The organism is Mesorhizobium sp. M7A.F.Ca.US.007.01.2.1 (assembly GCF_003998165.1).
Lineage (GTDB): Bacteria > Pseudomonadota > Alphaproteobacteria > Rhizobiales > Rhizobiaceae > Mesorhizobium > Mesorhizobium ciceri.
In genome coordinates, this window is the sequence record NZ_RZQP01000158.1 from 1 (window position 1) to 14,729 (window position 14,729).

Consider the following 14,729-nt stretch of genomic DNA (forward strand, 5'->3'; position numbering starts at 1 on the left):
GGTATCGCCTTCATCTGCGTCGGCACGGTGCTGATCGCGCAAAGTGGGCGGGATTTGGGTGAGCAAGGGCATGAGGACCAGACCGCTTCCATCACGCCCGACAAGATCCAAGCAAACGAGATCGTTCGATGAGACATGTGATTTTCGGCGGCGACGGTTTCGTCGGCCGCCATCTTGCCCCGAAACTTGTGGCCGATGGTGAAGAGGTTGTCGTCGCCGACATCGTCAAGAGCGACCTGCCGCACTACCGCACCGTCCGCTTTATCCAATGCGACGTCACCGACCCGACCTCGGTCACCGCGGTTGGGCTCAGGGCCGACGACATGGTCTACAATTTGTCGGCCAAGATGCTATCGCCGATCCAGGTGCGCGCCAAGCGGCACGATTTCTTCTTCCCTGTGAATTTCCATGGCACCGAGCACATCATGCAGGCCATGGACGGAGCCGGTGCGTCAAAACTCGTCCACTACACGACCGACATGATCTACGGCCACACGGTCACGCAGCCGATGACCGAGGAGCACCCGGTGGCGCCGCTGGGCGAATATGGCTGGTCGAAGCAGAAGACAGAGGAGCTCGCCGCCGAATGGCGCAAGCGCGGCATGTCGATCTCGCTGTTTCGCCCGCGCCTGATCATCGGTCCCGGCCGGCTCGGCATTCTGGAAAAACTGTTCAAGCTGATCGACTGGAACCTTCCCGTGCCGATGATCGGTTCGGGCAGGAATCCTTATCAGTTCATCTCGGTGTTCGACTGCGCCGAGGCTGCGCGCGCGGCCTGGAAGGCCGGCGTGCCAAACGAGGCCTATAATCTCGGTTCGCTCAATCCGCCGCCGGTCAAGAAATTGCTCGGCGATCTGATCAGGCATGCCGGCTCGAAATCGATCCTGATCCCGACACCGGGCTGGGCGGTCAAGCGCACGCTGGACCTGCTTGACCTCTTGAACATGCCGATCATGGACCCGGAACAGTATCTGATCGCCGACGAGGATTGCGTGCTCGACGTGTCCAAGGCCGGGCGTCAGCTCGGCTGGGTGCCGCAATATCGCGACGAGGACATGCTGATCGCCGCCTACAGCGAGTACCGCGCAAAGAAAGCCGGTCACGCCGTCGCCACCAAACATGTGCCCGCCGAATAGCGGCTTGCAAAAACAGCTTTCGTTGCGCCCGATCCTGGTCGTGCGCGCAGACAGGAGATTGAAATGACCGTCATGGCCAAGCCCGAACAGACCAATTTGCGCACCATGGTCAGCGCGCCGGCGCTGTCGCCTGTCACCATCGCCAAGCCCGATTTGATCAGCGTCGAACAAGCCAAGGCGATGGATGTCGCCCGCATGACCGACCTGTTCAAGGCGCATCTCAACCCCGGCCAGTTCCACTTCATGAAGCTGCTCGGCTTCCACAAGATCAAGATCGAGCGTGCCGAAGGCATGTTCTACATCGACCAGAACGGCCGCAAGATCCTCGACTTCTTCGGCGGCTTCGGTTCGCTGGCCTTTGGCCACAATCATCCGCGCATCCTGGAAGCACGCAAGAAATTCCAGGAGGAGAAGCGCCAGGAAATCGCCATCGCCTTCATGTCGCAATATGCGGCAGCGCTTGCGCACAACATCGCCAAATGCTCGCCCGGCGATCTCGACATGGTATTTTTGGGTTCGTCCGGCTCGGAAGCGATGGAAGCGGCGGTGAAGCTCGCCGAGCGCGCGGCCGGTCCGAAGCGGCCGAAGATCGTCTATGCCGAGAATTCCTTCCACGGCAAGACCAAGGGCGTGCTGGGCATCACAGACGGCCAGCTTTACCGCGCCGACTTCAAGGTGGCGGAAAACACGGTCCGCATCCCGTTCGCCGACATCGAGGCGGTCGAGCGCCTGTTCCGCTCCGATCCGGAGGTCGGGGTCATCGTGCTCGAGACCATCCAGGGCGGTGGCGGCATCATTCAGGCGCCGGCCGAATATTGGCAGAAGCTGCGCGCGCTGTGCGATCAGTACGGCGTGCTGTGGGTCGCCGACGAAGTGCAGTGCGGCTACGGCCGTTCGGGCCGCTTCTACGCCTTCGAGCATTACGGCGTCATTCCCGATGTGACCGCGCTGGCCAAGTCGCTCGGCGCCGGCAAGGCGGCGGTGGGAGCCATGATCGCGCGGCGCGAGGTCTACATGAAGGCCTATGGCACGCCGAAAACGGCGATGATCCATGCCATGGCGACCTTCGGCGGCATGGGCGAGGCCTGCGTCACCGCGATCGAGGGGCTCAACGTGCTCTACGACGAGGGGCTGATCGACAATGCCGCCGTCACCGGCGACTATTTGCTGCAGCGCCTGCAGGCGCTCAGGGAAAAGTACCCGAAGATCATCAAGGATGTGCGCGGCAAGGGTTTTATGGTCGGCCTGGAGTTCCACGACTTCTCGCAGACCTTGCCGATGGTGCTGCGGCCGATCGTCAGCGTGCTCGACGACAAGCTGAAGGGCTCGCTGTCGGGCTTCGTCGGCGCGCTGCTGCTGCGCGATTACGACGTGCTGGTCGCCTTCACCGAGTACAACCGCAACGTCATCCGGCTGGAGCCGCCGCTGATCTGCCAGCGTGAGCATGTCGATCGTTTCGTCGATGCTTTCGACAGTCTGCTGTCGCGCGGCATCGTGTCGATCGTGAAGGATTTCGTCAAAAGCCAGGTCCGTTAAACCGAAACTCGCTGAGTAGACATGCTGACCAAGTCGCCCGCTCCACAGAACCCACTCGACCGGCTCACCGGGGCCGGTCTGGCGTGGGGCGTGGGGACTTATGCGCGGCTGGCGGCACCGATCGGCGCCGCGGCCTTCGCGCTCTACATTCTTTTTTCAGCGTTCACCGCGTGGGTGATGCCCGACGCCAATTGGGACATGCTGCCCTATCTCGCCATAGCGGAGGAAGGCACCTATCCCGATGCACAGGCGCTGCATGACTATGCCTACAACACTGTCAAATCGGGCGTGTCGGCCGGTGACTACAAGGCGCTGACCGACGATGGCGGCGGCTTCCGCAGCCACATGGCGGAGAATGCCGCCGACTTCCATTCATTGCTCGGCATGTACCGGATCAAGTTCCTCTATGCCGAGATCCTGTCGACGATGAGCGCGGTGATGTCGCCGGTCGAGGCGATGCGCCTGGTCTCAGTGTTCTCCGTGCTGCTGTTCGGCGCGATCGCCCTGATGTGGCTGCGCTCCGAGGGGGCACTGGCCTTGGCGCCGGTGGTCGGCGCGGTGCTGATCATGGCCGATTTCGGCGATGCGGCGCGCGCCTCAACGCCGGATCTGCTCACATCGGCGCTGTTGCTGGGCGGGCTTTATGCCTATGTCCGCGGCCGCGAGGTGGCGACGGCGATCCTGCTCTTCCTCGCCTTCATGGTGCGCCCGGACAACATTGTTTTCCTTGCTGTTTTTGCTGTGCTGCTGGTTGCGTTCCGGCAGAGGGCATGGGGCGCGCTGGCCGGCTTTGCCGCTTCCTTCGTTGCCTATTTCGCCATCTCGCACTGGGCGCATCATCCCGGCTGGTGGCCGCATCTGTGGTTCTCCAGCATCGAGCAGCATTACAATATGGACGGGTTCGAGCCGCCATTCTCCATCGTTGCCTATCTCAGGGCATTTGCCACCTCGCTGCTGCGTGCCGTCAGCCTGAACAGCTGGGTCGGCGTGTCGGTGCTGGCACTGGCCGGCTGGTTTGCTGCCGACCGCGCCGGCTTCCGCCTCGACCGCCGCGCCGGCATCCTGTTCGCGGCACTGGTGCTCGGCGCGCTGGCGAAGTTCACCGTCTTCCCGATCCACGACACGCGCATCTATTTCCCGCATCTGATCCCGCCATTCCTGCTGCTGGCGACGCCGTTCATGGCGTTGTGGGCGGCCGTGGCTCGCGGCCAGAATCGCGCTGCCATGCAAATCATTCCCGGAGACAAGTCATGAGTTCGCTATCCAGCCTGGCGCGCGTTGCCCTGTCGCTCGGTCTTCCCAGTGGCGTTCTCGATCGCGGGCCGTCGCTGCGCGGCACGAAATTCCTGGCCAAGGCAGCGCTGAAGGCGCGGTTTGGTGGGGCGGGGCGGCCGTTCCAGATGGTCAATGTCGGCGCCTGCGACGGCGCGCTCTTCGACGATGTGACGCCGTGGCTGCACAGGATTCCCGGTGCACGCGCGATGCTGGTCGAGCCGATCCCCTACAATCAGAAACGGCTGCGCGCCAACTACCCCGACATCAGCCGCTTCATCATCGAGCCGGTGGCGGTGACGAAGACAAAGGGCACGATCACCGTCCACACTTTCGATGCCGCCGCGCTCGAGGCCGGCACGCTGCCCATCGAATTCATCGGCTGTTCGTCGGTCACCGACACCAATCTGATGTCGGGCAAGAATGCCTGGGGCGAGGCCGACGCCAACTTCAACAAGTTCGCGCCGCATCTCAGGGACATCGAGGTGCCATCCGAGACCTTGCTGACGCTGCTCGACCGCAACGGCATCACCCATATCGACGCCTTCCTCGTCGATTGCGAGGGCGCCGACTGGATCGTCTTCGAACAACTCGACCTCAAGCGCTACCGTCCCGGCATGATCAAGGTCGAGGTCGGCGCGCTGCCGGCCGCCGAGATCGGCCAGGTCGTGGTCAAGCTGAAGACATCAGGCTATCAGGTCGGTTTCCAGGCCGAGGACATCTGGGCCTTCGTGTGAAGGAAGATAGAGCAGACGACCCCCTCCATTGCTACAAAGACGTGGCCTAGTCCTCTCTGAACGCACGACTGATCTGATCGGAAAGCGGCTTCACGAAATATGAAAACGCAGACCGTTCGTGGGTCTTGATAAAGGCCTCAACGGGCATTCCCGGAAGAACAATGAGTCCGTCTAGCCGCGCCAGTTCTTCGGGCGCTACCACGAAGCGCACCTGATAGTAGGAAGATCCTGAGCGCTCGTTAGTCGTCAGGTCAGCTGCAATACGGACAACCGTCCCATTGAGTTCTGGCGTGGTACGCTGATTGAATGCCGAGAGGCGTAGCACTGCCTTCTGCCCAAGCTCAATCTGGTCGATGTCGCGCGGTGCGATCTGGGCATCCAGCGCGAGCCCGCCGCTATCGGGAACGATCGACATAATCACATCCCCTGGCGAAATGACGCCGCCGACAGTGTGAAATGCCAGTTGGTGCACGATGCCAGCCTGTGGAGCGATGATGTCGATTCGCTTGAGTTGATCCTCGGCCGCGATCTTTCGCTCGATATATTCTCCGATCTGACCTTGCACTTCACGAAGTTCGGCGCTCACTTCAGTTTTCAGGTCGGAGTCGATCTGCAGGATCTGCAGTCTAGCTTCCGATATTCGGCCTGCTGCTTGAGCCTGGCCGGCCATCGCCTCGCCTCGATCACCGCCGAGGGTCGCCGCCTCTCGCTCCAGGTCGTTCAATCGCAACACAGAAACAATGCCCTTTGCCCGGAGCACTTGAAGCGAGGCGATCTCGGCATCAAGCACAGAGAGCCCACGATCAAAGGCTGTTTCGCGAGACTTCAGGCCATCGATCTCATGCGCGAACTGCTTAATTCTTTCGCGCAACTGGGACTTCTTCCCCGCTCGGTCTTCCTTCCTGAACTCAAACAGTCGACGCTCACTCTGAACGGCTGCGGCGATATCGGTGTTGTCAAGCCGGGAAAGTAAAGTTCCTGGAAACGCAATCTGGTCTTCGTCGTCGCGCTCGGCCTCAAGTCTAGCGAGCCGTGCAGTCAATTCGTCCAGCCTCTTGGTGACGATTCCAAGGTTTGCCCGCGCTTGCGTTGCATCGAGGCGCACAAGTACATCTCCGGCCGCAATCTTCTGCCCCTCCTTGATGAGAATCTCGCTGATAACGCCTCCAGTCAAATGTTGGATTTTCTTGACATAGCTATCGACGACAAAGGTGCCGGAAGCCACGACTGCACCAGAGAGATTGGTTGCGGCCGCCCACCCGCCTATGCCTCCCACCAAGAAAAGGCAGGAAGTGCCGCCAATGAAGAGGTGCCGCCGGATAGATCTTGAAACCAATTCGGCCTCAACGTTTGGCATCGGATCCCTCCATCAAGATTTCAGCGACCTCCGGCTTTGACTCGTTCGGATCTGCGACCATCTTGAAGGGCGCGAGCATCCTGGCCGATACAGAAAAGCCCGGATATCCAGCCATGGTAGGATTCGGAGAAGGGACCTTTGATATTTTCGAAAGAACTTCGTCGCGTGGTCCGAAGGCTTTGACCCGACCGGCCTCCATCATGAGAACGAAATCGACTGCAGCTAGCGCGCTCGGTCGATGCGCTATAACTATTGCGATCCCCTTGCGTTCCCTCACGGCCGCGATTGCCTTCACAACAGCAGCTTCGCCATCGGCGTCAAGATTCGCATTGGGTTCATCGAGCACGACGAGGAACGGATCGGCGTAGAGTGCCCTGGCAAGGCCGATCCGCTGGCGTTGCCCTGCCGAAAGGGATGATCCGGCTTCTCCAATGCGGGCTTCATATCCTTTATCAAACTGCAGGATAAGCTCATGAACGCCAGCCGCCATCGCGGCTGATACAATTGTCTCCGGCTTCGCGTCGGATTCGAAGCGGGCGATGTTCTCTGCGATCGTGCCATCGAAAAGTTCGCCCCCCTGTGGCAGGTAGCCGATGTGGCGACCGATTGCCTCCTGATCCCACTGGTCGAGTGACGCGTCGTCAATACGCACTTTGCCGCTCGCCGGGGTCCAGGCGCCAACGAGAGCGCGGGCAAGCGTCGACTTCCCCGCACCGCTAGGGCCAATAATGCCGAGCGCGCTCCCCGCGCGCATGACGAAGTTTGCTGCGAAGACCGTCGGCTTCGTCTCACCAGGGGGAACGACGGTGATGCCTGCGGCACGCAGTTCGCATTGCGGTTTGGGCAGGGCCAAGACAGTTGTCTCTTCAGGCATCATCAGCAGCAAATCCCTGAGGCGGATCCAACTCTGTCTCGCCATCAGGAACACTTTCCAACTTCCGATTGCCAATTCGACGGGCGCTAGTGCGCGGCCCATTATGATGGAACTGGCAATCATCACCCCCGGTGTGACCTGCTGCTCGATAGCGAGCCATGCACCCACTGCCAGGATTGCGGACTGGAGAACCAAACGAAGTGTTTTTGCAACGCCCCCTAGGCCGCTAACAACATCGCTGGCCCTGCGATTTGCCGCAAGGTAGTCCGAATTTGCAAGGCGCCAGCGCGCGGTCATGCGATTGCTAAGCCCCATCGCACGTATAGCTTCGGCATTGCGACGGGACGCGTCCAGCAAGGCATTGCGCACCGTGTTATGCCGGAGTGCCTCTCGAGTTGGGTTGCGGGAAGACGCATCGGTAATAACGGTAAGCGAGACCAACAAGATCGCGCCGACCATTGCTGTCATACCAAGCCAGAAATGAAGTAGAAAACACAGGCCGAGATAAAAGGGCATCCAAGGTAAATCGAAAAACGCGGTCGGACCGGGTCCGGAGAGAAAATTGCGTACATTGTCGAGATCGCGCAGCGGCTGCAATCCGTCGCTGGGCATGCGAGTTTCGAGTGGAAGGCGGACGACTGCGTCGTGAACGCGCCCGGAAAGCTGGTGATCGAACCGCTCACCGACGCGTAGAAGAACGCGGGCACGAATGATGTCAAGGCCGCATTGAAAGGCATATAGGCCGAACGCAAGCATCCCGAGGCCGACCAGTGTTGGGACGCTGTGGCTGGCAAGCACACGGTCATAAACCTGCAACATGAACAAGGGGGCAGTTAGCGCCAATACGTTTATGACGCCGCTTATCACCGCTGTTGCGAGGATTACCGCCTTGTTCGCCGCAACAAGTGACCTTTCAAATCCCCCAGAACCTATCTTCTCGGGGGATCGGGTCATGGAGATCTCGTTCCACCTACTTCAGCACAAAATCCTATGCATAGCTCAAGCATATTGCTTGTTACTGCCACTGATCCAGACCGAGGTGACTCACCCAAGACATACTTCAAGCGGCAACAAGCCATGCTGGGTCGAATCCCATATCAAACACGGTGTTCATTGCCACGCTGTGCGCGTTGTCATTTTCGTCCAAATAAGCCAACGAGAATGAATTAAAAACCTGCGATCTGCCGAAGTACCCGTTAATAACATGCGCCGACCCTGTCCATTCTGAAGACATACCAAAGTCTACCGTGTAGTCTCCATAAAGCACATCGGTACTGATGTAGTAGGCCTTGTTGGAGCTAAATGAATATGTACCAATTTCGATTGAAGTGGCTCCGTCATTGCCGCTGAGGGTATATTTTACATCCCACCAGTTCGTAACATAGTCTATCTCATACCATTGCTCACTTGCATGTATCGTTGTTGTACGCTGCGCGACCAATGTCTTCTCTAGATCCAGATCGGTGAGGCTTAATCCAGACAATAGGAAATTATTCAAGGGAGCAGAATAGTCTGAAGCGGGATCTGATGGCCAATACTTCTCTAGATTTCCAACAGCGACGTCATGCCCGCCATCGGGCGTCATGACATAGCCGACAAAAAAGTGACTCGAATCCTGGAACTCGATCGTGTCGTTCCCGCTGCCCGTATCAATCATGACCGGCAGGATTATACCCCAGCTGTTGTCTGCAACACCCGAGACTATGATGTGGTCATTTCCAGCGCCAGAAAAGACAAATCCCTGATCCGGATTGACCAAGGTTATCTCGTTGTCCTTTTCATTCCCAACAAGAATAAACTGAGAGGTGCTGTTCAAGGTGAAGCTGGTAACGTCACCCTGCAGGACAACCAGATTTCCATCCTTGTTCGCCGATGTTGCCGCATTTCCGGCTATGAAGGTGGCGCCGTTGATATTGACGATGTTATGCGGGTCGAGCCCCCAATAGTAAGGGTTCGACAGTTTGTAGGAATCCGATTGCATCCACTCGGAATTGTACCCTGCAAGAGTCAACTCGTTTGCGGTGCCGATGGTCTGGTTGATCACGTGATCGAACTCAGTCCCATGGGGAGTTGTGGGGAGATCGCTCCGGTCGAACGATATCTCCTTGTAGTCAGTGCTGGCATGCAGGATATTTGAGGTTCCTGAAACCGCCTCCTCAATCAGGAGACCATGAATGAACCTGCCAAGGAAACCAGACGCATCGGTGTCGTTAGCTGGGGCATACGGTTTTTGCTCGAACAGATATGACTGCTTGCTATCCAAGAATCCCGTATGGGTAGCGGCCCACTGGAGCAAGCTTTTGGCGAGAACATCGTCCCCGATAATAAATTTCATCTGAGATAGATTAAACACAAATGGATCCATATCCTGGAACCATTGGAGCGCATAGTTTTTCGCCGTAGCATCGCCGACTGTCAGCGGAATATTCATTCTAAAGTAGGATAGATACTGAGACAGATCCGCACTCGACGTGACCAGCCAGAAATCATAGTCGTTGAGAGCTCGAACCTCGTAGTAGGGTGTCCACCCTTCCGCCGCGCCTGAGAGCTCGGGGAAAACAGTTTGGTATGCTGCATCATGATAGTCGGAAATTTGCCGCCCCGTAAGGTTCCAATCAGTTTGTGTTGACCGAAGAGCGTAGTCACGCGTAGCGAGTTCCAGCATGAGCGCATCGCGACGTTGGTCAAAGAGTCCTGACGCGAAATCGCCATCTATTTTGTTCTTGGCATAGTTGTTAGCAACAATTCCGATTAACGAGTCGGCGTTCACGACACCATGTGCCATGCTTCCATAGTAGATGCCAGCGGCGGAAAGCGCATCGTAGTAATGAGACGCGTCACCCGTCGAGATGGTAAGCGCATATGCAGAGTTAATATCGTTTATCTGCTGTGAAGTTGGCATGATACGCTCCTATTTTTCAGAAAATGAATCAATCAGCGCCGAAAGACGTTTGTGAAACCTAGAGACGTCCTCTCGAAGATATTTACGAGGCGCCATGATCATCCAGCGCAATCCAGCCCTATCAAAGCTCATCATGCACGATGATACAGAAGAATATCCAGTGCACATAATGTACATAGGATCCGGCGCGGAAATATAGTAGATATTGTGAGAGAGATACCCCTTAGCATTATCCTTTACGCGAAACGAGGCGAATTTAATACCAGCATCGAGGTCATTTATAATTGGAAGCAGGAGGTTTTGCGGAATATGAATTTTTAGTGGGCCGCCTGGAACGGAGGCCGCCACTCCGAGTGCGTCCGAAAGCGGCAGCAGATCCTCCTCCCCCCGGATCTGGGGGTTTGGCCCGCGGCCAGCTTTCAGTTCAGGATAGCTCAGTCGTAGCGCGACTTGCTTGATATCCATGGTTGCCTTCGGATTTCGTTCCCGAAATAGATCTGAGGGGACATAGAGCGTTCCCTGCGAGTATGTCACGGCAACGCGATCGATCGACGAAGAGGTGAGCCAGAGAAAACGTTCGTCTCCAGTGTCGAGTGATGCGGATTGCGAGTGCCCGCAGGTGACCAAAGCCAAGAGGAGCGCAATTGAAAATCGACCTTTGAGCACGCGTTTTCCCGCCCAGCATGCGCTCTAATTCGTTAAGTTATTAGTATGCCATATCTCATAACGATTGCAACAATTAATATACTTACAGATTTATCTTTCATCGAAGTATATAAGTAAGATCTTTTATAATAATGCTGATCTCGATGCGTAGCTATCAGGTCGGTTTCCAGGCCGAGGACATCTGGGCCTTCGCCTGAGTTAGCCTACCGGAAAGCGAACCGCCCCAGGCGCCCGGTGTGAAGCATTCTGCCGTCTGGTCGCTCGGCTTTTTGCCAATGTCGCAAACAGGCTTCAATCGTGCTGCTGCTCCGCCCTATAGTCCGCCCGCTTTATCACTTTGGAGTCGCGGGCAATGGCAGAGTTTCCGAAAAAGGCGAGGGTCGTCATCGTCGGCCTGGGCGGTATTGTCGGCGCATCGATCGCCCATCACCTGATCGAACGCGGCTGGGATGACATTGTCGGCATCGACAAATCAGGTATCCCGACCGATATCGGCTCGACGGCGCACGCCTCCGACTTCTGCTACACCACCAGCCACGATTTCCTGTCGTGCTGGACGACGCTCTACTCCATCGATTTCTACGAGAAGATGGGTCATTACGCGCGTATCGGCGGCCTCGAGGTCGCGCGTGTCGGCGACGACAGCCGAATGGAAGAAATCAAGCGCAAGATCGCCTCGGCCAAGGCGTTTGGCACGCGCGCGCGCCTGATCGAGCCGGCCGAGATCAAGGAAAAATTTCCGCTCATCGAAGAAGCGATTGTTCAAGGTGGTCTTTGGGATCCCGATGCCGGTCTGGTCATCCCGCGTTCGCAGACGGTCGCCGGCAAGCTGGTCGACCAGGCGGAAGCGTCGGGCAAGCTCAAATCCTTCGCCAACACATCGGCCCGGTCGCTGGTCGTCAAGGACGGCCGCATATCAGGCGTGGTAACGGACCGCGGCACCATCGAGGCCGACTATGTCGTCGTCTGCGCCGGGATTTGGGGCCGGCTGATAGCGGAAATGGTCGGCGAAGACCTGCCGGTCATGCCGATCGACCATCCGCTGACCTTCTTCGGCCCCTACAACGAGTTCGCCGGCACCGGCAAGGAGATCGGCTGGCCGCTGCTGCGCGACCAGGGCAACTCGGCCTATATGCGCGACACCGGTGATCCCAAGACCGCCGAGGGCGGGCAGATCGAATGGGGTTATTACGAAGAGACCAATCCGCGCCTTTGCCACCCGCGCGACCTGCTGGAGAAGGACCAGGCGCGGCTTTCGCCGTCGCAACGCGATCTCGACATGGAACAGATCCTGGCGCCGCTCGAACGCGCCATGGAACTGACGCCGATCCTCGGCGAACTCGGCTATAATGAGAGCCATTCGTTCAATGGACTTCTCCAGGTAACCGCGGACGGCGGCCCGTCGATGGGCGAAAGCCAGAAGGTGCGGGGTCTGTGGTATGCCGTTGCCATCTGGGTCAAGGATGGTCCCGGCATGGGCAAGCTGATCGCCGACTGGATGACCGACGGCCGCACCGCAATCGATCACCATGCCATCGACTATGCACGGTTCTATCCGCACCAGACCAAGGAGCAGTTCATCTGGGACCGCTGCACCGAGACGGCGATGAAGGTCTACAATCCGGCGGTGCATCCGCGCGAGCCGTTCTCCAAGGCCCGCAATATCCGGCGCTCGCCGTTCTGGGAACGCGAGAAGGAACTCGGCGGCTATTTCATGGAACTCGGCGGCTGGGAGCGCGCCCACGGCTATGCCGCCAACGAGCATCTCCTGGAGAAATACGGCAACCGGGTGCCGGTGCGTGAGAACGAATGGGACAACCGCCATTTCTGGCGCGTCTCCAATGCCGAACATCTCGCCATGAGCGAGGATTGCGGCATCGTCAACCTGTCGCATTTCGCCATGTACGACATCGAAGGTCCAGACCATGTCGCGCTGCTGGAATGGTTGTGCGCAGCCAAGATTGGCGGCGACAACAACATCGGCAAGGGCATCTACACCCACTTCCTCGACGAGGAAGGCATGGTGCGGGCCGACTTTACCGTTATTCGCATGGCCGACCGCTGTCGTTTGATCGACGGCGCGGATGCTGGCCCGCGCGATTTCCAGTACATGCGCCGCACGGCACAGGACAAAGGTTTCGACGTCACCATCACCGACGTGACCGAGAAGTTCGTCACCATCGGCATCTGGGGACCGAACGCCCGGGCGACCTTGCAGAAGGTGGTCGAAAACCCGGACGGGCTCTCTGTTGAGAACTTCCCATTCGCGGCGATCAAGCCGGTCCGGATCGGCGGCAAGGACGTCACCGCTTTCCGCATCTCCTATGTCGGCGAGCAGGGCTGGGAACTGCATATGCGCTACGAGGACGGTCTCGCTGTGTGGGACGCGCTGCGCTCGACCGGCGTGATGCCTTTCGGCGTGGAGACCTATGCCAACACGCGCCGCATGGAAAAGAGCCTGCGCCTGCAGAACGCCGACCTTCTGACCGAGTACAATCTGCTCGAAGCGGATCTCGCTCGTCCAAAGGTCAAGGAGAACGATTTCTGCGGCAAGGCGAAGCACGTCGAATACCGCGCCCGCGAGCACCAGCCGGCCATGCTGTGCACGCTGGTGATGACCGAGAATGTCGATTCCAAAGGCGTTGCCCGCTATCCCGTCGGCACCATGCCGGTGATGGATCCGAAGACCGGCGAGACGCTGGTCGACGAACTCGGCCGGCGGTCCTTCACCACCTCGATGGCCTATGGCCCGACCATCGGCAAGAATATCGGTCTTGCCTATCTGCCGTGGGCGTACGCCCAGGAAGGCCGCAAGCTCACGATCGAGTATTTCGGTGAGACATATCCGGTCGAAGTGGCGGCTGTCGGCTACAAGCCGCTCTACGATCCGGAGAATTTGAAGCCGCGCAGCTGATTGCTAGCCGGCGCAAAGGGCATGAAGGCAAAAGCCTGGCCATCGGCCGGGCTTTTCTCTTTTTAAGCCGACGGTTTTCGCTTACCTTCGCGGCATGTCTGCTTTTGCCTGCGCAAGACATTTCCTTTCAGGCTGCGCCGCGTTCGCACTGACGCTCTGGTTGACGCCCGCGGCCCAAGCTGACGAGCCCGTCGATGTCGAGCTGGTGCTGGCCGTCGATGTCTCGCTGTCGATGTCTCCGGACGAACTCGAGATCCAGCGTCACGGCTACGCCGCGGCACTGACGCACGACAATGTGCTGCAGGCCATTGCCGATGGCGCTTATGGCAAGATCGCCGTCACCTATGTCGAATGGGCCGGCACCAACTGGCAGCGCGTCATCGTGCCGTGGACGGTGATCGCCAGCCGCACCGACGCCGAGCGGGTGGTTGCGCAACTATCCGCTCAGCCGCCCAACAGCGCGCGGCGCACCTCGATCTCCGGAGCGCTGGAGTTCGGCAATGACCTGTTCGCCGAAAGCGGCTACCAGGGCACGAAGCGGGTCATCGACATTTCGGGCGATGGCCCCAACAATCAAGGCGCGCCGGTCAACCTGACCCGCGACGATCTGATCAAGCAAGGCATCGTCATCAACGGCCTGCCGCTGATGACGCGAGGCGGTTTTCCCGGCGCCTACGACGTCAGCAATCTCGATCGCTACTACAGCGACTGCGTCATCGGCGGACCCGGAGCCTTCATGATTCCGGTCAATGACTGGACGCAGTTTCCCGAAGCCATCCGTCGCAAGCTGGTGCTGGAACTCGCCGGCCCGGCCTCGCCGCAATGGGCGGCAGAAGAAGCCACGCATCCGCCGGTGGTATTGGCGCAGGACAAGCCCGCCACCGACTGCCTGGTCGGCGAGAAAATGTGGCGCAACCGCAGCTGGATGTTTGACAGCCGCTAGGCGACCGAAGCATTGGCAAATTGGCCGGACCGCGCTATCCAGTCGGAGGGGCCGCGGCAAAAACCGAGGAAACATCAGATGAAACGTCTAGCCATCCTGACTGCTGTCGCGTCCGTGCTTTTTGCCGACGCCGCCAGCGCCCAATACAATGATGAGCCCGCCTGCATGATGTTCGAGCACGCGAATTTTCGCGGTCGGTCCATCGGTATGGGCCCCGACGATTCCGTGAACTTTCGCGGCGGCCAGTTCTGGAACGACCGTGTGTCGTCGGTGATTGTGCGCCGGGGTTGCACACTCATTGCCTATGAGGACTCCCGGATGGGTGGCCGCTCGATCGAGATCCGGCGCCGGATCCGCGATTTCGGCGGCAGCGACTGGAATGACCGTATATC

At 58.8% G+C, this 14,729-nt stretch carries 11 protein-coding genes and 1 pseudogene; 8 read left to right on the top strand and 4 right to left on the bottom strand.

The genetic code is table 11. The annotated features are described in order from the left end of the window. From EN949_RS36665 to EN949_RS24040, 5 genes and pseudogenes are all read left to right on the top strand, one after another. Nucleotides 1-132 (top strand): annotated as a pseudogene (locus tag EN949_RS36665) (transporter); the annotation flags it as partial. Then, nucleotides 129-1,136 carry an NAD(P)-dependent oxidoreductase gene (locus tag EN949_RS24025; protein ID WP_063168217.1) on the top strand — a complete coding sequence of 336 codons (1,008 nt, stop codon included), beginning with the start codon at nt 129-131 and terminating at the stop codon, nt 1,134-1,136. The pseudogene EN949_RS36665 and the gene EN949_RS24025, both read left to right, overlap by 4 nt. A 105-nt stretch (nt 1,137-1,241) precedes the next feature. Continuing rightward, nucleotides 1,242-2,672 carry an aspartate aminotransferase family protein gene (locus EN949_RS24030; protein WP_244514351.1) on the top strand — a complete coding sequence of 477 codons (1,431 nt, stop codon included), beginning with the start codon at nt 1,242-1,244 and terminating at the stop codon, nt 2,670-2,672. A 21-nt stretch (nt 2,673-2,693) separates the two neighbouring features. Next, complete coding sequence (locus EN949_RS24035) at nt 2,694-3,926, top strand: glycosyltransferase 87 family protein (RefSeq protein WP_063168215.1); 1,233 nt, start codon at nt 2,694-2,696, stop codon at nt 3,924-3,926. Continuing rightward, nucleotides 3,923-4,681 carry an FkbM family methyltransferase gene (locus EN949_RS24040; RefSeq protein ID WP_063168214.1) on the top strand — a complete coding sequence of 253 codons (759 nt, stop codon included), beginning with the start codon at nt 3,923-3,925 and terminating at the stop codon, nt 4,679-4,681. Before EN949_RS24035 ends, EN949_RS24040 begins: the two co-directional genes overlap by 4 nt. Nucleotides 4,682-4,727: 46 nt before the next feature. Here the strand turns inward: EN949_RS24040 and EN949_RS24045 are convergent, their stop codons facing one another. From EN949_RS24045 to EN949_RS24060, 4 genes are all read right to left on the bottom strand, one after another. Beyond that, nucleotides 4,728-6,038, bottom strand: coding sequence for an HlyD family type I secretion periplasmic adaptor subunit (locus EN949_RS24045; protein WP_063168213.1), 1,311 nt, complete (start codon nt 6,036-6,038; stop codon nt 4,728-4,730). Then, entirely contained in the window at nt 6,025-7,866 is a 1,842-nt protein-coding gene (locus tag EN949_RS24050; protein ID WP_063168212.1) for a type I secretion system permease/ATPase, read from the bottom strand. Before EN949_RS24050 ends, EN949_RS24045 begins: the two co-directional genes overlap by 14 nt. A gap of 106 nt (nt 7,867-7,972) precedes the next feature. Then, on the bottom strand, nt 7,973-9,814 hold the full coding sequence (locus tag EN949_RS24055) for a hypothetical protein (protein ID WP_063168211.1): 1,842 nt from the start codon (nt 9,812-9,814) through the stop codon (nt 7,973-7,975). Nucleotides 9,815-9,823: 9 nt separating this feature from the next. Continuing rightward, nucleotides 9,824-10,279, bottom strand: coding sequence for a hypothetical protein (locus EN949_RS24060; protein ID WP_127224123.1), 456 nt, complete (start codon nt 10,277-10,279; stop codon nt 9,824-9,826). 553 nt (nt 10,280-10,832) lie between these two features. Here EN949_RS24060 and EN949_RS24065 point away from each other — a divergent pair. The 3 genes from EN949_RS24065 to EN949_RS24075 all read left to right on the top strand — a co-directional run. Beyond that, nucleotides 10,833-13,394 (top strand): FAD-dependent oxidoreductase, encoded by a 2,562-nt coding sequence (locus tag EN949_RS24065; protein ID WP_063168209.1) that lies wholly within the window; start codon nt 10,833-10,835, stop codon nt 13,392-13,394. 94 nt (nt 13,395-13,488) lie between these two features. Further along, nucleotides 13,489-14,337 carry a DUF1194 domain-containing protein gene (locus EN949_RS24070; RefSeq protein ID WP_127366447.1) on the top strand — a complete coding sequence of 283 codons (849 nt, stop codon included), beginning with the start codon at nt 13,489-13,491 and terminating at the stop codon, nt 14,335-14,337. 12 nt (nt 14,338-14,349) lie between these two features. Further along, the coding region (locus tag EN949_RS24075) for a peptidase inhibitor family I36 protein (RefSeq protein WP_245472487.1) at nt 14,350-14,729 on the top strand (380 nt) is incomplete at its 3' end.

What these genes read in the sequence shown, in the direction of transcription:
- EN949_RS24025 (WP_063168217.1), top strand. Translation starts at nt 129, where the DNA reads ATGAGACATGTGATTTTCGGCGGCGACGGTTTCGTCGGCCGCCATCTT.
- EN949_RS24030 (WP_244514351.1), top strand. Translation starts at nt 1,242, where the DNA reads ATGGTCAGCGCGCCGGCGCTGTCGCCTGTCACCATCGCCAAGCCCGAT.
- EN949_RS24035 (WP_063168215.1), top strand. Translation starts at nt 2,694, where the DNA reads ATGCTGACCAAGTCGCCCGCTCCACAGAACCCACTCGACCGGCTCACC.
- EN949_RS24040 (WP_063168214.1), top strand. Translation starts at nt 3,923, where the DNA reads ATGAGTTCGCTATCCAGCCTGGCGCGCGTTGCCCTGTCGCTCGGTCTT.
- EN949_RS24045 (WP_063168213.1), bottom strand. Translation starts at nt 6,038, where the DNA reads ATGCCAAACGTTGAGGCCGAATTGGTTTCAAGATCTATCCGGCGGCAC.
- EN949_RS24050 (WP_063168212.1), bottom strand. Translation starts at nt 7,866, where the DNA reads ATGACCCGATCCCCCGAGAAGATAGGTTCTGGGGGATTTGAAAGGTCA.
- EN949_RS24055 (WP_063168211.1), bottom strand. Translation starts at nt 9,814, where the DNA reads ATGCCAACTTCACAGCAGATAAACGATATTAACTCTGCATATGCGCTT.
- EN949_RS24060 (WP_127224123.1), bottom strand. Translation starts at nt 10,279, where the DNA reads ATGGATATCAAGCAAGTCGCGCTACGACTGAGCTATCCTGAACTGAAA.
- EN949_RS24065 (WP_063168209.1), top strand. Translation starts at nt 10,833, where the DNA reads ATGGCAGAGTTTCCGAAAAAGGCGAGGGTCGTCATCGTCGGCCTGGGC.
- EN949_RS24070 (WP_127366447.1), top strand. Translation starts at nt 13,489, where the DNA reads ATGTCTGCTTTTGCCTGCGCAAGACATTTCCTTTCAGGCTGCGCCGCG.